This window comes from Marivita sp. S6314 (assembly GCF_023015985.1).
Lineage (GTDB): Bacteria > Pseudomonadota > Alphaproteobacteria > Rhodobacterales > Rhodobacteraceae > Marivita.
The window spans coordinates 650,505-669,021 of record NZ_JALKAO010000002.1; the positions used below are offsets into that span (position 1 = coordinate 650,505).

Genomic DNA, 18,517 nt, shown 5'->3' on the forward strand with positions numbered 1-18,517 from the left:
CGGGAATTAGCCGTTCACGCTGTCCTTGAGAGCTTTCGCAATGGTCATCTTGACCACCTTGTCCGCTTCCTTCTTGAACTGTTCACCTGTCGCCGGGTTGCGCACCATACGCTCTGGACGCTCGCGGCAGTAGATCTTGCCAACGCCGGGAAGGGTCACGGCACCGCCGCCAGACACTTCCTTGGTGATGATGCCTGTGATGGCATCCAGCGCCGCGCTTGCGGATTTCTTGTCGCTGCCCATTTCTTCGGCCAAAGCGGCCACAAGCTGGGTCTTAGTCATTGGTTTCGCCATTTCGTGGTCTCCTTCACTGCCCGATGTAGGGCCTCACCGCCAAAAACTAACCGTATATTGGTAGGTAACACAACGGCTGGTAGCATAAAAACAAGGGATTTCGGCTATTTTTAGCCCTTATCCACAGGATTCAAGGAGTGACGCTAGGGAAAGGGGCGCTGCGATTGGCCAAAACAAGAATCGGTCAGAGGAACGCCGTCTCTTCAAAACTGCGCAATTTCCGGCTGTGGATGCGTTCCAGCGGCATCTCTCGCAGCTGTTCCATCGCGTGAATGCCAATCATCAGGTGCCGCGCGACCTGCGTTTTGTAGAAATCCGACGCCATTCCGGGCAGCTTCAGTTCGCCGTGCAAGGGCTTGTCACTGACGCACAGCAGGGTGCCATAAGGCACCCGGAAGCGAAATCCGTTGGCCGCAATGGTCGCGCTTTCCATGTCGAGCGCGATCGCCCGGCTTTGGCTCAGCCGTTGCACCGGTCCGTGCTGGTCTCGCAATTCCCAGTTTCGGTTGTCGACGCTGGCCACCGTGCCCGTTCGCATGATCCGCTTGAGATCATAGCCCTCAAGCTGCGTTTCGGCGGCAACCGCCCGCTCCAGCGCGATCTGGATTTCCGCCAGCGCGGGGATCGGCACCCAGACCGGCAGGTCGTCATCCAGCACCCGGTCTTCGCGCAGATACGCATGCGCCAGCACGAAATCGCCAAGGCTTTGCGAATTGCGCAGCCCGGCGCAATGGCCCACCATCAGCCATGCATGGGGACGCAGGACAGCGATGTGATCCGTGGCCGTTTTCGCGTTCGACGGACCAACGCCGATATTGACCAGCGTGATCCCTGCGCCGCCGTCCCGTTTCAGGTGATAGGTCGGCATTTGCGGCATTTTTTCGGTTGCGGGAATGGGTGTGTTGGGATCGGTGATCTCGACATTCCCGGTGCTGACAAAAGCCGTGTAACCGCTGTCCGGATCAGCCAGCTGTGCCCGCGCATAGGCTTCAAACTCGGCGACATAGAACTGGTAGTTGGTGAAAAGAACGTGGTTCTGGAAATGCTCCGGGTCGGTTGCCGTATAATGCGCCAGACGCGCCAGCGAATAATCAATCCGTTGCGCTGTGAATGGTGCAAGCGGTTCCGCTCCGTCCAAAGTAGGCTTTGCAACGCCGTTGACGATGTCGTCGTTTGTCGTGGCCAGATCGGGCACATCGAACACATCGCGCAGGATAAAGTCCGCCGCACCGTCCTGCGGCACATTAACAGACGCCTCATTGGCCACTGCAAAGTGCACCGGCATGGGCGTGTCGGACACTTGGATTTCCACCGGCACGCCATGGTTTTCGATCAAAAGGCCGATCTGCTGCTCCAGATAGCAGCGAAACAAATCCGGGCGCGTGATGGTGGCCGCATGTGTTCCGGGTTGCGACACGTGCCCAAAGCTCAGGCGGCTGTCGACCTGCGCAAAGGTGGTCGTGGTGATCCGCACCTCGGGATAATACGCCCGGTACCGCACGCCGGGATGCCCCTGTTCCATTGCGGTCTGGAAGGTGCTGCTCAGAAAATCCGTCGCAAGGCGGTATAGGTCGCACAACCGATCCACCGCCTGTTTTGCATCATCAAACCGCTCTGGTGTCGGGGCCTCGGGACTGTGAATTTCCAGATTGATTGAACGGTCCTGCATGCGCTGCCTTTCTAGGTCTTTGCGTGTTATCGCGGCAGGTTGACAGGTCCATGGCCGGGGATCAAGCTGCGTAGAACGGCGGGGGGCATAAGAGCGCTGATGGATTACGAAACGGTATCGGCAGAGGCGTTTGGCGCAAGCCTGCGGGGCATCGGGCTTAACATCCTGACCCGCGATGTGCAGGCCATGTCAGGCCGCTTGGTGCAGGTCTTTGGCATGACGGCCCACCGGGTGTCAGCCGATTTCGCAATCATGCGCTACGGGGCCGAGGTGTTCCAATTGCATTCCGACGGCACCTATGGGGCAAATCCGCTGCTTGGGCTCTTGCCCGAAAACCCGCCTCGCGGGGCGGGTGTGGAAATCCGGCTTTACGACACGGATCCCGACGAGGCTTTTGACAAAGCCGACGCTGCGGGTTTCACAGTCCTGCAGCCCCCAACGGACAAGCCGCATGGCCTGCGGGAATGCTATCTGTTGTGCCCCGATGGCTATGCCTGGGTGCCGTCTCGCCCGCTTTGACAAGCGTATTCGCTAAGGAGTTCACCGATGACTGTTGCCCAATTCGCCCCCAATATGGACCACTGGACAGAGCGGGTGGACATGGCCGCCGCTTTTCGCTGGACCGCACGGCTGAACATGCACGAAGGCGTGGCCAACCATTTCAGCCTGTCGATCAACGACGACGGCACCAAGTTCCTGATGAACCCGAACCAGATGCACTTTTCACGGATCAAGGCCAGCGATCTGATCGTTGTGGATGCCAATGATCCCGAAACGCTTGAAGGGCCCAATGCGCCCGATCCCACAGCATGGGGCCTGCATGGCGGCCTGCACCGGCACTGCCCGCATGCCCGCTGCGCGATGCATGTGCATTCCATCCATGCCACCGTGCTGGCCTGCCTGGAGGACCCCCGCCTGCCGCCCATCGACCAGAACTGTGCCACCTTCTTCAACCGTTATGTCATCGACAGCCATTACGGCGGCCTGGCCTTCGAAGACGAGGGCGAACGCTGCGCGCAATTGCTGACCGATCCTAAGCAGAAAGTCATGATCATGGGCAACCACGGTGTGATGGTGATCGGGGACAGCGTCGCTGACACGTTCAATCGCCTGTATTATTTCGAACGCGCGGCCGAGACCTATATCCGCGCGCTGCAAACCGGACTGCCGCTCAAGGTGTTGTCGGACGAGATCGCGGAAAAAACGGCGCAAGAGCTTGAAACCTATCCGGAGCAGGATCTGCGACACCTGGCGGAACTGAAATGCATCCTGGATGACGAAGGGTCTGACTACGCGGCGTGATCCGGTTTCGGGGATGGGAAAGCGGCTTGTATTTTCCGTGTATCTCCCCACCTTCTGAGCCATGGAAAACACTCTCCTTTCGCTGGGCCACGGATACAGCGCGGCCTATCTCGCAAAACGACTTGTTCCGAAGGGATGGCGCATCGCTGGCACCACGCGCGACCCCGACAAGTTCGACAGGCTACGCGCTCAAGGCATCACGCCGATCCTATGGGACCGCAACGCGATCCTGCCGTGGCTGGAGCATGCAAGCCACGTTCTGATCTCTGCTGGACCCGACGAAACCGGCGATCCAACGCTGGCCCTGATCGGATCCGATGTTGCCGCGCAGGCCGCGCGACTGGATTGGGTGGGGTATCTGTCCACAACTGGCGTCTACGGCGATGTCCAGGGCGCTTGGGTGGATGAAACCTCACCTTTGACGCCAGCCACCGAACGCGGACGCCGTCGCGTTGCGGCAGAGGCGGCTTGGTCAGATATTCCCGATCTGCCGCTTCATATCTTCCGGCTTGCCGGGATATACGGACCCGGTCGCGGGCCATTTTCAAAGGTCAGAAACGGCACCGCCCGGCGTATCATCAAGGAAGGTCAGGTCTTTAGCCGCACCCATGTCGAGGACATCGCACAGGTGCTTGAGGCCTCCATGACCCATCCCGCGCCAGGAACGGTCTATAACGTCTGCGACAATGACCCGGCGCCGCCACAGGACGTTATCGAATACGCGGCACATTTGCTTGGCGTCAATCCGCCACCGGAAATTCCGTACGAAGAGGCAGAGTTCACCCCCATGGCCCGCAGTTTCTATGCCGAAAGCAAACGCGTTCGAAACGATCGGATCAAGCAGGATCTGGGGGTCGAACTGAAGTACCCGGACTACAAGCAGGGGCTTGCCGCCGTTCTTGCCGCGGAAGGCTCGCCGGCGTGACCACCGAGGCAGACGCGCCAAGGACGTTAAGCGCGGTGCTGGACGTTCTGGACCCCGAGCATGCAGACACCGGGGTGCGGGATGTGGAGAACGATCCGGCCCTGTCGCTCAGTTTTCAGGAGATGCTGAACCGCGTCGGACCACGGTCTTTCGGGGCCATCCTGCTGGTCCCCTCTTTGATCCTTGTCTCACCGCTGTCGATCATCCCTTTCATGCCGACCTTCGGCGGGCTGATCATCCTGACGATTGCCACACAGGCGTTTTTCGGACGTCGGCATATCTGGCTGCCGCAGTTTCTGGCCAAGCGCACCTTGCGCCCGGAACAGTTGCAGCGCGCGGTGGGCTACCTGCGCAAACCGGCGGCTTGGCTTGACCGGCACAGTCGCAATCGGTTGATCCTTTTGACAGCCCCCCCGTTCGACAGGATCGCCCTGCTGGCGGTAATGACGGTCGCCGCGACATGGCCGTTTCTGGAAATCGTGCCGATGTTCACCTCCATCAGCGCCGGGGGTGTCGCGCTTGTCGCCTTTGCGCTGATGGTGCGCGATGGATTTGTCCTGATTGCCGGCTACAGCGTGCTGGCCGGCACATTGGTCTTCGTGCTGCGGCTGATCACGGGCCTGTTCTAGGCCCGCTTGCCCATCGTCGCCACACCCATGACCTCCAGCACTTTTGCCTCGATATGTTCGGCATTCAGCTGCGCGACACTATACATCGCCGCCGGGCTGGCCTGATCAATAAAGATATCCGGCAACACCATGGAGCGGAATTTCAGACCGTCATCAAAGACCGCTTCATCCGACAAAAGCTGCGCCACATGGCTGCCAAACCCGCCAACAGCGCCTTCTTCGATGGTGATCAGCGCCTCGTGCTCTGCCGCCAGTTTCAGGATCAAATCCCGATCCAGCGGTTTGGCAAAGCGCGCATCCGCAACCGTTGGAGTGATCCCCCTGGCCTGCAACGCCTCACATGCGGTCAGCACTTCACCAAGCCGCGTTCCAAACGACAGAATCGCCACCTGTTGGCCGTCGCGGATCATCCGACCCTTGCCGATCTCAAGCACCCGGCCACGGTCGGGCATCTCAACCCCCTGCCCTTCGCCGCGCGGATAACGGAATGCGATGGGGCCATCATTATGCGCCACGGCGGTTGCAACCATGTGTTTCAGTTCGGCCTCATCCGCTGCCGCCATGACGACAAAACCGGGCAGGTTGGCAAGATAGCCGATATCAAAGCTGCCCGCATGGGTCGCCCCGTCCGCCCCGACAAGACCGGCCCGGTCGATGGCAAAGCGCACCGGCAACCGCTGAATTGCCACGTCATGCACAACCTGATCATAACCGCGCTGCAGAAACGTCGAATACATCGCGCAGAACGGCTTTAGCCCCCCGGCCGCCAATCCGGCACAAAACGTCACGCCATGCTGTTCGGCGATACCAACGTCGAACGTCCGCGATGGGTACCGCTCTGCAAACAGATCAAGACCCGTGCCGTCCGGCATCGCCGCCGTGATCGCGCAAATCATCTGGTCGTCCGCCGCCTCTTCCATCAGCGCCTGTGCGAACACCTTGGTATAGCTTGGCGCGTTGGATGGTGCTTTTTTCTGTTCGCCGGTCAGAACATCAAATTTCGCCCGCGCATGGCCCCGGTCCGCCGCGTCTTCCGCAGGGGCATAGCCCTTGCCCTTCTTGGTCACCACGTGCAGCAGAATGGGCCCGTCCGCGCGATCCTTGATCGTCCGCAGGACCGGCAGCAGCTGGTCCAGATCATGCCCGTCGATGGGGCCCACATAGGAAAACCCAAGCGCTTCGAACAGCGTCCCGCCAATCGCCATTCCCTTGAGCATGTCCTTCGCCCGCTTGGCGCCCTCGCGGAACGGCTCGGGCAGGAAGCTGACCGCACCCTTGGCGGCATCCTTGAGATCCTGGAACGGCGCACCTGCATAAAGCTGGGTCAGATAGGACGACAGCGCCCCGGTGGGTGCCGCGATGCTCATTTCGTTGTCGTTGAGGATGACAATCAGGCGTTTTTTCAGGTGCCCGGCATTGTTCATCGCCTCATAGGCCATACCTGCGCTCATCGCGCCATCGCCAATCACTGCAATGGCATCGCCATGCCCGGTGTCACACGCCCCGCCCAGATCGCGCGCCACGGCAAACCCCAGCGCCGCAGAGATGGATGTTGAGCTATGGGCCGCCCCGAACGGATCATACGGAGATTCTGACCGTTTGGTAAAACCGCTCAGACCGTCTTCCTGGCGCAATGTATCCATCCGATTGCGGCGTCCGGTGAGGATCTTGTGCGGATAGCACTGGTGCGACACATCCCAGATGATCTTGTCGCGCGGCGCGTCGAAAATCGCGTGCAGCGCAACCGTCAGTTCCACAACGCCAAGACCCGCCCCCAGATGCCCCCCGGTACGGGACACCGCAGCGATGGTGTCGCGGCGCAGCTCATCGGCCAGCTGTTCCAGCTGCGCATCCGAGAACCGCTTGAGACCAGCGGGGGATGTGACGGTATCAAGCAGCGGCGTATCTGAATTCAGGGACATGATCCGCGCCTCCGGGTCGCGTTAGGTGTCGCGCGAGATAACGAACTGCGCCGCGTCATTCAAGGTATTCGCCCGCGCCCCATAGGGCGACAAGGCATCACAGGCTTCGGCGACCAAGTCGCGCGCACGTCGCTTTGCGCCGTCGAGGCCCAACAAGGAGACAAACGTGGCTTTGCCGCGATCCGCGTCTTTGCCAACCGCCTTTCCGACCGTCGTTTCGTCACCTTCAATATCCAAGATGTCGTCCGCAATTTGAAAGGCAAGGCCAAGCGCGGTTGCGTATCGGGTCAGTGGGGCCCGGTCCGCCTGCGCCAGCCGCGCCCCCGCTTCGGCGGACCAGACTATCAGCGCGCCGGTTTTACCCGCCTGAAGATCGGTGATCTGCGCCAGCGTCAGCGGCGCATCCGCGCTTTCGGCGGCGATATCAAGGGCCTGGCCCATCACCATCCCCGCGCGACCCGACGCCTGAGCAAGGCTCAGCGCAAGATCGGCGCGTACAGACGCATCGCCATGGCATGCAGGGTCAAGCACAAGTTCGAACCCAAGCGTCTGAAGCGCGTCCCCGACAAGCACTGCTGTGCCTTCGTCCCATTTGCGATGCACGGTGGGTTGCCCGCGCCGCAGGTCGTCATCATCCATGCAGGGCAAGTCGTCATGCACAAGGCTATAGGCGTGGATTGCTTCGATCGCAGACGCGGCCCAAACCGATTGCGCCTCGGGCACCCCATGCAGCCGCGCACTTTCCATCACCAGAAAGCCCCGCAGCCTTTTGCCACCGGCCACAGCATAGCGCATGCCCTCGATCACCGGCAGCGTCGTCTGTCCCGCGAGAACGGTTTGCAAATGCGCCTGAACCCGGGCCGCGTCAGATGTCAGAACGTCCTTGAACACGCCGCACCCTATTGGGGATCGACGGGCGTCGTTCCGGTCGGTTGTCCGTCAGCGTCCAGTGTGATCGCGGCGACCTTTTCCTGCGCTTCGTTCAGCTTGGCCTCACAGCGTTTTTTCAACGCCGCGCCACGTTCATAAAGCGCGATGGATTCCTCAAGCGCGACATCGCCGCGTTCCAGTTGCCCGACAACCTTTTCAAGCTCGGCCATCGCCGCTTCGAAGCTCATTTCATCTACAGGCGTGTCGCTCACTTTGCGGCCTCCATCAATTCTTCCACATGCACGCGGGCACTCGCGGCGAGGGCAGACAAATCATACCCCCCTTCCAGAGTCGAGACGACCCGCCCGTCGCAAATCTCGGCCGCCAATGCGCAAAGCTCTTGCGTCAGCCAGCGGAAATCCTCGGTCGACCACTGCAATTCGGCCAGGGGATCGTCCTGATGCGCATCAAAGCCCGCCGAAAGGATGATCAGCTCGGGCGCGAACTCCCGCAGGCGGGGAAACACCTGCGTTTCATAAGCCGCCCGCATCTCGGCCCCGCCAGAGCGCGGCGGCAAAGGAACATTCAGCACGTTGTCATGCGCACCACGTTCCGATGGGTCACCAGTTCCGGGCCAAAGCGGCATTTGCTGGCTTGTGATGATCAGCGCGCGGACTTCGTCCCACAGAAGGTCCTGCGTCCCGTTGCCGTGATGGACATCAAAATCCACAACGGCCACACGAGACAATCCATGCGCTTCAAGTGCATGTTTCGCCCCGATCGCGGCATTCCCGAACAGGCAGAACCCCATCGCCGTCGACTTTTCCGCATGATGGCCCGGCGGCCGAATGGCACAAAAGGCGTTTCTGACCTCCTGATCCAGAACCATGTTCACGGCTTTGACCACGGCTCCTGCCGCACGCGATGCCGCGCGTCCGGTTCCCGGTGACGCCCAGGTGTCGGCATCAATCTGGTGCCGCCCTTCGGAGGGCAGCGATGCCCGGATCCCGTCGATATAGGATTGCGGATGGACATAGCGCAGATGGGCGTCGTCCACCTCGGGGGCCGTTTCGCGCTGTAGGTCCAGATCCTGAAGCACATGAAGAACATGCTCCAGCCGCGCCACGCGTTCCGGATGCCCATCCGGTGTCACGTGTTCCAGACAATCTGCATGTGTGATCAACGCCGTCGCCATGCGCAGCCCCCCTGCTTTTTTCTTAATAGTATCTCAATCCGACGGATCAGTCGGGTGCCAACATATACCCGGCACCGCGCACCGTCTGCAAATAGCGCGGCTGTTTCGGGTTGTCCTCAAGCTTGCGCCGCAGGCGGGTGATCTGAACATCGACCGCACGTTCCTGGCTTTGGCCGCGATCCCGGCCCAGTTCTTCGACCAGTTGCGACCGGCTCAGTGCCTCACCGGGCTTGGCCGCAAACACTTTCATCAACTGGATCTCGGTCGAGGTCAGCCGCACAAGATCTTCACCACGCCACATCTCGGCGCGCTCGGTGTCATAGCGGATGGGGCCTAGGCTCAGGTATTTCGGTGCACCATCATCGGCAATCTGTTCGGGCATCCGGCGCAGAATGGCATTGATCCGCAACAGCAGTTCCTTGGGCTCGAACGGTTTTGCCAGATAATCGTCAGCCCCGGCCTCAAGCCCTGCGATGCGATCTTCGGTTTCGGCCCGCGCTGTCAACAAAAGGATCGGCGTCGTCGACGTTTCCCGAATGCCCTTCGTCAGGCTGATCCCGTCCTCACCCGGCATCATCACATCCAGCACGATCAGATCGAAATCGAGCCCCGACAGGATACGGCGCGCATGCGCGGCATCGCGCGCGGCACTGACCAGGAACCCGTTCCGGATGAGAAACTTCTGCAACAGCCCACGAATACGCTCATCATCATCGACAATCAGCAGATGTGCGTCTGGATCCATACTCTTAACGACCTTCCCTCAAAGCCAGATACGCGCGGCGCATATCGTCATCCATCATCGCTTCCAGCACCGTTTTGAACCCTGCGACGGCCTCTGGTCCGGCTTTGCGGAACGCGTCCCGCATCCGGGCACGCTGGGCGTCCGACAATTGCCGTTCAAGGGCCTGTCCCGCTTCGGTCAATGTCAAATGCCGTTCTCTCTTATCGCTGCGACCTACATGGCTTTCGACAAGACCATCTTCGATCAGGGTCCGCAACACACGGTTCAGCGATTGCTTGGTGACCCCCAGAATGGCCAGCAGGTTGTTCACCGTTGTCATCGGCGCGCAATGGATGAAATGCAGCGCACGGTGATGCGCGCGCCCGTAAGACATGCCCTCAAGGATACGGTCAGGATCGGCGGTGAACCCGCGATAGGCAAAGAACATCGCCTCAATGCCCTGCCGCAATTGCTCATCGGTGAGATAAAGCAAGGCCTGTCCGCTCGCGGCGCTGGGGGGATGTCCCTCTGCCATGGTCTTTTTGCGTCCCATCGGTCTTTTCGTTGCTCCCGAAAATACGTCAGTCTTGTTGACATTCCAAGGACCAAATGGTAGCGAATCCCAGTTTTGGCGCAACTTTATGTCCGATCCGGACCTATCTTGCGCAATTTTTGAAAATCCGGGTAGGGAGAGATGACATGGCCGGAACATATGATGATCGCGATGGAACAATCTGGATGGATGGCCAGATGGTCGATTGGCGCGAGGCCAATGTCCACATTCTGACCCACGCCATGCATTATGCAAGTTCGGTTTTCGAAGGCGAACGCGCGTATAACGGCAAGATCTTCAAATCGCGGGAACATTCCGAACGACTGAAGCGCTCGGCCCAGATGATTGATTTCGAAATCCCCTATTCGGTGGACGAAATCGAAGCGGCCAAGAAGGCGGTTTTGGAAGCCAACGGTCAAACCGACGCCTATGTGCGCGCCATGGCGTGGCGCGGTGCCGGCGAAGACATGGGTGTCGCCTCTGCGCGCAACCCGGTCCGTCTGGCCATCGCGACGTGGGAATGGGGTGCCTATTACGGTGACGCCAAGATGAAGGGCGCAAAGCTCGACATTTCCAAATGGAAGCGCCCGTCGCCCGAAACGATCCCCAGCCACGCCAAGGCAGCCGGTCTTTACATGATCTGCACCATGTCCAAGCACGCGGCCGAGGCCAAAGGCTGTTCCGACGCCATGATGTTCGACTATCGCGGCTACGTGGCCGAAGCGACAGGGGCGAACATTTTCTTCGTCAAAGACGGTGAAGTGCACACGCCTGACCCCGATTGCTTCCTCAACGGGATCACCCGCCAGACCGTGATTGGCATGCTCAAAGAACGCGGCGTGACCGTTCATGAGCGCCACATCATGCCGGAAGAGCTGGAAAGCTTCGAACAGTGCTGGCTGACGGGCACCGCCGCTGAGGTCACCCCGGTTGGCCAGATTGGCGACTATACATTCGACGTCGGCGCCCTGACCCGCGATATCGCGGAAAGCTACGAAAAGCTGGTTCGCCTTTAATGGAGCCCCGACCGGGCCTGCCTGCCTTTCTCGAAGGCTATGGCCCGGTCACCCCCTGGACGAACGCGCCGCTTGCCTTGCCGCCCCGGCGCATGGCGCGTCCTGCTACCCAGCCCAAAACAGTCCCGAACCTGCTTACTGCACTAGAGCGTGCCGATCTGCACGACGGCGCGGTCCTGTCGTTTCACCACCATTTGCGCAACGGCGACGCTCTAATGGCCCATGCGCTTCAGCTTTGCGCGAAGATGGGCCTGCGCAATTTGCACATCGCGCCATCGTCAATTTTCCCCTGCCACGCTGCCTTGGTGCCGTTGATCCAGCGCGGCGTAATCACGCGGATCACAACCAGCTACATGAACGGCCCGGTGGCAGATGCGGTGCGCGCAGGCCACCTTGCGACGCCTGCCGTTCTGCAAACCCATGGCGGGCGGGCCGCGGCAATCGAAGACGGGCGACTGCCGATTGATCTGGCTATAATCGCCGCCCCCGCCGTTGACGATGCAGGCAATATCACCGGTGCAATCGGACGGTCGGCCTGTGGTCCGTTGGGGTATGCGATGGTCGATGCAGCCCACGCCCGTTACGTGATCGCCGTCACCGACGCCTCGCGCACACCGCTTCCGCGCATCTGCATTCCAGCGCTGCGGATTGACCAGATCACACAGGTCGACAGCCTTGGCGACGCGACCCAAATCACGTCGGGAACAACTGCCAAGCCGCCCAATGCCCAAGGTCAGAAGATCGCAGAGATGACCGCGCGCGTGGTGTTCGAAGCCTTCCGGAACGATCCTGCCTTCAGCTTTCAAACCGGCGCGGGCGCGACCTCTTTGGCCACCGCAAACGCCCTGGCCCCCTTGATGCACGCGGCACAGATGAAAGGCGATTTCGCAAGCGGCGGGATCACGGCGCCCCTGGTCGACATGCACCATGCGGGGTTGTTTACCCGGCTACAAGACGTGCAAGCCTTTGATCTGGTCTCGGCCCGATCCTATGCCACCGATCCTGATCATATGGGGATATCAGCGTCCGAGTATGCCAGCCCGGCCCGTACGGATGCGGTTTCCAGACAATTGGCCTGCGCCGTTCTGGGGGCCACAGAGGTTGACCGCGCCTTCAATGTCAACGTCACAACAACCAGCGACGGACGCATCATCGGGGGATCAGGCGGACACAGCGACGTGGCACAGGACGCCCGCCTGACCATCGTGACCACACCCACCCGTGCGCGCGGCGGGCCAAAGGCTGTTCCGTCGGTTTTGCACCGAACAACGCCCGGATCGTCGGTGGATCTGGTTGTCACCGAAGCCGGAGTGACCTTTGCCTCCGACAAGTGGGATTGGTTGAAACCGGCGCTACGAACGGCGGGAGTGCCGATGATCTCGGCCACGGACGTGTTTGCCGACATGACCCCACGCAATCCCTTCCCCTCGCAAAAGAAAACCGTCGCGGTGAGCGAACACCGCGACGGTCGTGTCATAGACTTGATCCGCGCGGGTTAGCCCGGCGACATCCCGCGAAGCCGTTCGGACCGACGGCGCAGAATCTCCACCGCTGTCAGCAAACAGATCGAGATCGCAACAAGGATCGTGGCCGCCGCCAGGATCGTTGGCGAGATCTGTTCGCGCAGGCCGGTGAACATCTGCCATGGCAGCGTCTGCAATTCGGCAGAGCCGATGAACAGAACCACCACAACTTCGTCAAACGACGTGATGAACGCGAACAATCCACCCGAAATCACACCCGGCAGGATCAGCGGCATCTGCACCTTGAAGAAGGTCGTCACCGGGTTCGCACCCATATTCGCAGCCGCCCGCGTCAGGGACTTGTCAAAGCCCACCAGCGTTGCGGTTACGGTGATGATCACAAAGGGAATACCCAGCACAGCGTGGGCCAGAACGACGCCCCAATAGGTGCCGACAATCCCGATCTTGGAATAGAAAAAGTACATGCCGGTTGCCGAAATGATCAGCGGCACGATCATCGGAGAGATCAGAATGGCCATGATCGCCCGTTTGCCCGGCACATGAGACTGGCTCAGTCCGATGGCGGCCAGAGTGCCGAGCGTGACCGAGATAAACGTCGCGACCGGTGCGATCATCAGCGAGTTTTTCACCGCGCTCGTCCATTCCGTGTTCGTCAGGAAGTCGCGGTAGTGCTTTAGCGAATAGCCTTCGGGATCGAACCGCAGCATTTCAGGCGTGAAGGTAAAGAAGTCCTGCGCGTTGAACGACAGTGGCATCACCACCACGATGGGCGTGATCAGGAAAAAGAAGATCACGCCGCACAGCACCCGGAAACTATAGTGCCACAACACCTGGCCACCGGTCAGATACGGCACCAGATGCGCGCGGTAGCGGCCCATGCCTATCCAGTAGATAAACCAGCCAAAGAACCAGCCGAACAGCGCACCAAGAATAGCGCCCGGAACGCCACTGAGGAAGAACCCGGCAAGACCTGCCACGCCAATAAGCGTCCAGCGCACGGGCTTTTCCATCTCTTCGCCCAGCACCTGCATCGCCAGGAACGCCAGTGCGGCCATAAGGATCGCCCCGACAACAATGCCAAGCAATCCCGACCCCTGCGCGGTACCGACAAAGAGCCCCAGGAATGCCCCGGCTGCCGCCAGCGTGCCCATCGTGAAGCCGATCGGCTTTTTCTCAATCGGTGTGAGTATGGCTTCCGACATGGCTCAGCCCCCCAATTTCACGTTGTCGATGCCGACGATCCGGTCGTAGGCCCAGTAGAGCGCCAACACGACCACCAGCAGGATTGACCCCAAGGCGGCAGCAAGGCCCCAGTTGAGTGAACTGGAAATGTGATAGGCAATCCGGTTCGAGATAAAGATACCCGATGTCCCGCCGACGATTTCCGGCGTGATGTAGTAGCCAATCGACAGGATGAACACGAGGATCGATCCCGCACCAATGCCCGGCACAGACTGTGGGAAATAGACCCGCCAGAACGTTGTCCAGTTGGTCGCCCCCAAAGACTTGGCCGCACGCACATAAGAGGGCGGAATGGTCGACATAACCGAGTACATCGGCAGGATCATGAACGGCAGCAGGATATGCGTCATCGCAACAATCGTGCCGAACTGGTTGTTGATCATCTGCAAGCGCCCGTCATCGGCCACCATGCCCAGCCACACCAACGTGTCGTTGATCACACCCTGATTCTGCAACATCACCTTCCACGCAGACGTCCGCACAAGCAAAGACGTCCAGAACGGCAGCAGAACAAGGATCATCAACAGGTTGGCCGTCCGCATGGGCAGGTTCGATAGAAGGTATGCAATCGGATAGCCCAGCAAGATGCAAGACGCCGTGATGACAAGGCTCATGAACAACGTGCGCTGAAACAGCTTCGCGTAGATGCGCTCATCTTCATCCCGGAGCGAAATCCCGTCCGGTGTCTTTTCCAAGTCGGCGGCGGTCGCAAAATACCCGATCGTGTAATCCGGGCTGTACGCCTTGATGACCCGCCAGTTTTCCAGAAGCAGCCAGTCTTCGTCGATCTCTTCAAAACCGTCCTTGAAGGTGATCGTCTCGAACGTCGGATCGGCAACCAAAGCATCCGCGGCCTTGAGCATGTCCGCGCGTGGCCCGGAATACCCCGACACATCGACGTCCAGCAGATCCTGATAGAGCGCGGTGTGCACCATGGTCCACGGCTCTTCTTCCAGCGGATTGTCTTCATCCACTGTTTGAACGAACTCCGCAAAGATCTGATAGGCCTCAGCGGTGCGCGGCAGAAGGGCCTCGATATCGTCCCGCAACGCCACGCGGGGCGCGGTGCTTTCGCCATCCCAGGATTCAAGTTGTGAAATCCAAGTCGCATCCCCCATCAACTCGGCCCAGGGGCGCGCTTCGTCCCAATCCCCGTTCAGGTCCTTGAACTGGTCCTGATACACCTCACCGATGTCATCCAGACCACGACCCGCGCGGCGGAACATCGAGGACATACCGGACTCTTCGTAGTTCAAACGCGACCCAAGCCGTGTGTGTGCCTTGTTTTCAGCGGCAATGAAAAGATCGTAATAGGCCGCTTCAAACACCTCTTCCGGCGGCAATTCACCGGCATTTGCGTCCCAGTCCTGCAAGGCTTCGGTGGCGCGCGGCATCGTGTCGGACACGATCTGGTTCTCGACCGACCGGAACAGCATGTCCGCAATCGGCGCGATAAACGTGATGAGCACGAACAGCAAAAGCGGGGCAATCAGCGCCAGCGCGCGCAGCTTCTGTGCACGCAGTGCCCGTGCCAGGCTTTTCTTGAGCGGACGACCATCAGCGGCGATCATCTGGCCTGATGCATCCCTGCCGTCATTTGGTGCCGCCCCTCCGGGGGTCTGGGAGCTTGTTGCGTCCGTCATGGCGTACCTTCCACAAAAAGTCTGGTGCATGTTGCGCTGCTGCGGCGAAGACTGGCGATGCCCTGGAAATCAGGGGCGTCAAACGCGCGCTGCGCGAGGGGTGTTTCGGAAATTTCCATATCGACCCGGCAGTGTACTGCGTGGCCTTTGAACGTTGGGGACTGACTGGTCGGCTTCAAAACGCGGATGCGCGCACCGGACTGACCCCTTGCGCGACGCGCAGGTTTGTCCGTGTAAGCGTCTGACCCGCCATCCTTGATCCGGTCAATGATATCGCCTTTCGGCATGAATGCTGTCCCCGTCTGATTGGGGCAGACCACTGGTCTGCCCCGGTTGCGTCGGGCGGGTTAACCCCGCCTCGCAGCGCTTATTGTGCCAGCCACGCCTGGAATTTTGCATCCAGATCGTCGCGGTTGTCGGCCCACCATTCGTAGTCATAGATGTGAACGTTGGATGCGTTGGCCGGATCGGTTGGCATATGTGGCGCCATGTCGATGCCAAGCGTTTCATGCTTGCCGACCAGCGGTGCCGAAGAGGCGCGTGCCGGACCGTAAGAGATGTACTTGGCCTGATCCGCCAGACGCTGCGTGTCTGTTGCGAATTTCAGGAAGTCCAGCGCGCGCGCCTTGCGCTCATCGGACAGACCGGCAGGAATGATCCAGCCGTCAAGGTCGAATGACTGCATGTCCCACAGCATACCAATCGGCTGGTTCTGCTCTGCAATCGCCGAGAAGAGACGGCCGTTGAAGGTCGAACCCATCACGACTTCGCCGTCGGCCAGAAGCTGCGGTGTTTCCGCACCAGCGGTCCACCAGACGACTTCGCTCTTGATCGTGTCAAGCTTGGCAAGGGCGCGGTCAACGCCTTCGTCTGTGCTCAGCGTGTCATAGATCGCGTCCTTTTCGACGCCATCGCAGTACAGAGCCCACTCCATGTTGTCGATCGGACGCTTCTGCAGCGCACGCTTGCCCGGATAGGCTTCAAGATCGAACACGTCACAGACAGTCGACGGCGGTGTGTCACCAACCATGTCTGTGCGGTAGCCGAAGGTCGTGGAGTACACGATTTGCGGGACGAAGCAGTCGGAAACGATCAGGTCGCCGAAATCGTCAGACGCCGATGTGCCATCCGGCGCGGCGGCCAGCATTTCGTCGTGGTCGATTTCCATCGCCAGACCTTCGTCGCACAGACGCATGGCGTCAGACGCCACGACGTCCACCAGATCCCAGGTGATGTTGCCTGCTTCGTTCATCGCGCGCAGCTTGGCCACCGCTTCAGCAGAGCTTTCGTCCCAGGATGCGGACACGCCTTCGTTCATCGCGAGATACGGCTGAAGATACGCCTTATCCTGGCTTTCCTGATATGCGCCGCCCCAGCTGACCAGAGTCATGCTGTCGGACATGCCGTGGCCTGCTGCATACGCACCTGCGGCAGCAACGGTGAGTGCGCTGGTTGCCAAAAGTGTTTTTGTCAGTTTCATTCATAGTCTCCCATTCGATCCGTTTATGACGATCGGTGCTGTTCGTCGGATCGACCAAACAACACCTGTGATGGCATCCGGGCGACCAGCGCCCGAACGACAGAACAACTTACTTTGCGGCATCCAGTGCGCGGCAATCTTCCGGCAGCCAGCCGATCTCGATCTGCGCACCCGGCTCCAGACGCACCTGATCCGGCGCGTTCCGGGTTTTGATGACGAACTCATCATTGCCCGCCACTTTGAGCCGCGTGCGGAAAATGTCGCCCATGTAGATGAATTCCAGCACCTCGGCCTTGAGCGTGTGAACACCCTCCTGCAGACGGTCCTTGTTGAACTCGACCCGTTCGGGGCGGATCGACACGCGGGTGCGTTCCCCCACTTCGCTGACATTGACGGGAACCGCATCAATCAGTTCGCCACCATCCAGCTGAACCAGACACTGGTTGCCCTTGATTTCGCGGACCACGCCTTCCAACGTGTTGTTTTCACCGATAAATTGCGCGACAAAGCTGTTTTGCGGCTTTTCGTACAGCTCATCTGGCGGCGCCAGCTGCTGAATACGTCCATCATCGAAAACGGCAACGCGGTCCGACATGGTCAATGCCTCTGTCTGGTCGTGCGTCACGTAAACCACGGTGATACCCAGACGGTGCGCCAGATGCGTGATTTCGAACTGCATCTTTTCGCGCAGCTGCTTGTCAAGCGCGCCCAGCGGTTCATCCATCAGAACCAGCTCCGGCTCGAACACCAGCGCGCGGGCAAGCGCGATCCGCTGCTGCTGACCGCCGGACAATTGCGCCGGGCGACGACCGCCAAAGGCGCCCATCTCGACCATATCAAGCGCTCGCTTGACCTTGGCTTCGCGGTCCGACTTGCCCATCTTCCGCACTTCCAGCGGGAAGCTGAGGTTCTCGGCAATCGTCATATGCGGGAACAGCGCGTAGTTCTGGAACACCATCCCGATGCCGCGCTTGTGCGGCGGAATGTTGTTGATCGGTCGGCCATCCAGCCGAATGTCACCATGTGTGGCGGTTTCAAAACCCGCCAGCATCATCAGGCAGGTTGTCTTGCCCGAACCCGAGGGTCCGAGCATCGTCAGAAACTCGCCCTTTGGCATGGTGAGGTTAAGATCTTTCACGACCAGCTGAACGCCGTCGTAACTTTTTTGCACCCGTTCGAATTCGACGAACGCGTCAGTGTTTGACGAGTCAGGCAAAAAACGCACCCCCTGTTTAGTCTGCGGATGTTTTCCGCTTATCGACGAAACTAAAACGCGTTGCGTCAGACATTGCAACACGAATAGCCAGATTTACATTGCAGCGGTTGCCCGCCGAAGTCTCGCGTCTTAATCCGCCACAAAGCGGTCTCAACCGCCCGCGCTTACGTCGCTTTCCGGAATATTTGCGACCATTGCGACGCTAACAACGACCGACCAATGCAACAAGCGCAGTGGGTCGCGCAACGCTCTGGCGTCACGCCTCTCATTCAACCGACACCCTTAAGGCCATCGAATCGGTCCGTTCCAATCACAATCCCGCTCTCGCACGGCGTGGAAAGACGCCCGCGGCA

The 18,517-nt window shown here is 59.9% G+C and carries 18 protein-coding genes; 6 read left to right on the forward strand and 12 right to left on the reverse strand.

Going from position 1 to position 18,517, the window contains the following annotated elements; genetic code table 11:
• Nucleotides 1–6: 6 nt before the first annotated feature.
• Entirely contained in the window at nt 7–294 is a 288-nt protein-coding gene (locus MWU54_RS07710; RefSeq protein WP_247081901.1) for an HU family DNA-binding protein, read from the reverse strand.
• Between the two features lie 184 nt (nt 295–478).
• Nucleotides 479–1,963: an AMP nucleosidase gene (locus MWU54_RS07715; protein ID WP_247081903.1), complete on the reverse strand. Its 1,485-nt coding sequence runs from the start codon at nt 1,961–1,963 to the stop codon at nt 479–481.
• Between the two features lie 99 nt (nt 1,964–2,062).
• Here MWU54_RS07715 and MWU54_RS07720 point away from each other — a divergent pair, with 99 nt between their 5' ends.
• The 4 genes from MWU54_RS07720 to MWU54_RS07735 all read left to right on the forward strand — a co-directional run bounded on the left by MWU54_RS07720 (nt 2,063) and on the right by MWU54_RS07735 (nt 4,819).
• Nucleotides 2,063–2,482 carry a VOC family protein gene (locus tag MWU54_RS07720; protein ID WP_247081905.1) on the forward strand — a complete coding sequence of 140 codons (420 nt, stop codon included), beginning with the start codon at nt 2,063–2,065 and terminating at the stop codon, nt 2,480–2,482.
• A gap of 27 nt (nt 2,483–2,509) precedes the next feature.
• Nucleotides 2,510–3,265 (forward strand): class II aldolase and adducin N-terminal domain-containing protein, encoded by a 756-nt coding sequence (locus MWU54_RS07725; protein WP_247081907.1) that lies wholly within the window; start codon nt 2,510–2,512, stop codon nt 3,263–3,265.
• A gap of 61 nt (nt 3,266–3,326) precedes the next feature.
• Nucleotides 3,327–4,190: an SDR family oxidoreductase gene (locus MWU54_RS07730; RefSeq protein ID WP_247081909.1), complete on the forward strand. Its 864-nt coding sequence runs from the start codon at nt 3,327–3,329 to the stop codon at nt 4,188–4,190.
• Nucleotides 4,187–4,819 carry an exopolysaccharide biosynthesis protein gene (locus MWU54_RS07735; RefSeq protein ID WP_247081911.1) on the forward strand — a complete coding sequence of 211 codons (633 nt, stop codon included), beginning with the start codon at nt 4,187–4,189 and terminating at the stop codon, nt 4,817–4,819. Before MWU54_RS07730 ends, MWU54_RS07735 begins: the two co-directional genes overlap by 4 nt.
• Here the strand turns inward: MWU54_RS07735 and dxs are convergent.
• The 6 genes from dxs to MWU54_RS07765 are packed head-to-tail and all read right to left on the reverse strand — an operon-like array spanning nt 4,816 to nt 10,065.
• The gene (dxs, locus tag MWU54_RS07740; protein ID WP_247081912.1) at nt 4,816–6,741 is read right to left on the reverse strand and encodes a 1-deoxy-D-xylulose-5-phosphate synthase; all 1,926 of its coding nucleotides are present in this window, start codon (nt 6,739–6,741) and stop codon (nt 4,816–4,818) included. The two genes, MWU54_RS07735 and dxs, sit on opposite strands and share 4 nt — an antisense overlap.
• A gap of 21 nt (nt 6,742–6,762) precedes the next feature.
• Complete coding sequence (locus MWU54_RS07745) at nt 6,763–7,632, reverse strand: polyprenyl synthetase family protein (protein ID WP_247081913.1); 870 nt, start codon at nt 7,630–7,632, stop codon at nt 6,763–6,765.
• 8 nt (nt 7,633–7,640) lie between these two features.
• On the reverse strand, nt 7,641–7,883 hold the full coding sequence (locus MWU54_RS07750; RefSeq protein ID WP_247081914.1) for an exodeoxyribonuclease VII small subunit: 243 nt from the start codon (nt 7,881–7,883) through the stop codon (nt 7,641–7,643).
• Nucleotides 7,880–8,806: a histone deacetylase family protein gene (locus MWU54_RS07755; protein WP_247081915.1), complete on the reverse strand. Its 927-nt coding sequence runs from the start codon at nt 8,804–8,806 to the stop codon at nt 7,880–7,882. Before MWU54_RS07755 ends, MWU54_RS07750 begins: the two co-directional genes overlap by 4 nt.
• Nucleotides 8,807–8,852: 46 nt before the next feature.
• Complete coding sequence (locus tag MWU54_RS07760) at nt 8,853–9,551, reverse strand: response regulator (RefSeq protein ID WP_247081916.1); 699 nt, start codon at nt 9,549–9,551, stop codon at nt 8,853–8,855.
• 4 nt (nt 9,552–9,555) lie between these two features.
• Nucleotides 9,556–10,065 carry a MarR family transcriptional regulator gene (locus MWU54_RS07765; RefSeq protein ID WP_247082213.1) on the reverse strand — a complete coding sequence of 170 codons (510 nt, stop codon included), beginning with the start codon at nt 10,063–10,065 and terminating at the stop codon, nt 9,556–9,558.
• Nucleotides 10,066–10,229: 164 nt separating this feature from the next.
• Between MWU54_RS07765 and MWU54_RS07770 the strand changes: the two genes are divergently transcribed.
• Both MWU54_RS07770 and MWU54_RS07775 read left to right on the forward strand, forming a co-directional pair.
• Nucleotides 10,230–11,099, forward strand: coding sequence for a branched-chain amino acid aminotransferase (locus MWU54_RS07770; protein WP_247081917.1), 870 nt, complete (start codon nt 10,230–10,232; stop codon nt 11,097–11,099).
• The gene (locus MWU54_RS07775; RefSeq protein ID WP_247081918.1) at nt 11,099–12,598 is read left to right on the forward strand and encodes a citrate lyase subunit alpha; all 1,500 of its coding nucleotides are present in this window, start codon (nt 11,099–11,101) and stop codon (nt 12,596–12,598) included. The genes MWU54_RS07770 and MWU54_RS07775 overlap by 1 nt, the downstream gene beginning before the upstream one ends.
• On the opposite strand, the gene MWU54_RS07780 is transcribed toward MWU54_RS07775, so the two are convergent.
• The 4 genes from MWU54_RS07780 to MWU54_RS07795 all read right to left on the reverse strand — a co-directional run bounded on the left by MWU54_RS07780 (nt 12,595) and on the right by MWU54_RS07795 (nt 18,164).
• A complete protein-coding gene (locus MWU54_RS07780; protein WP_247081919.1) occupies nt 12,595–13,785 on the reverse strand; it encodes an ABC transporter permease in 1,191 nt (396 codons plus the stop codon). The genes MWU54_RS07775 and MWU54_RS07780 overlap by 4 nt on opposite strands.
• 3 nt (nt 13,786–13,788) lie before the next feature.
• Nucleotides 13,789–15,468 carry an ABC transporter permease gene (locus MWU54_RS07785; protein ID WP_247081921.1) on the reverse strand — a complete coding sequence of 560 codons (1,680 nt, stop codon included), beginning with the start codon at nt 15,466–15,468 and terminating at the stop codon, nt 13,789–13,791.
• A gap of 367 nt (nt 15,469–15,835) precedes the next feature.
• Nucleotides 15,836–16,948 carry an extracellular solute-binding protein gene (locus MWU54_RS07790; RefSeq protein ID WP_247081923.1) on the reverse strand — a complete coding sequence of 371 codons (1,113 nt, stop codon included), beginning with the start codon at nt 16,946–16,948 and terminating at the stop codon, nt 15,836–15,838.
• A 109-nt stretch (nt 16,949–17,057) separates the two neighbouring features.
• Nucleotides 17,058–18,164 carry an ABC transporter ATP-binding protein gene (locus MWU54_RS07795; protein ID WP_247081925.1) on the reverse strand — a complete coding sequence of 369 codons (1,107 nt, stop codon included), beginning with the start codon at nt 18,162–18,164 and terminating at the stop codon, nt 17,058–17,060.
• Nucleotides 18,165–18,517: the final 353 nt, after the last annotated feature.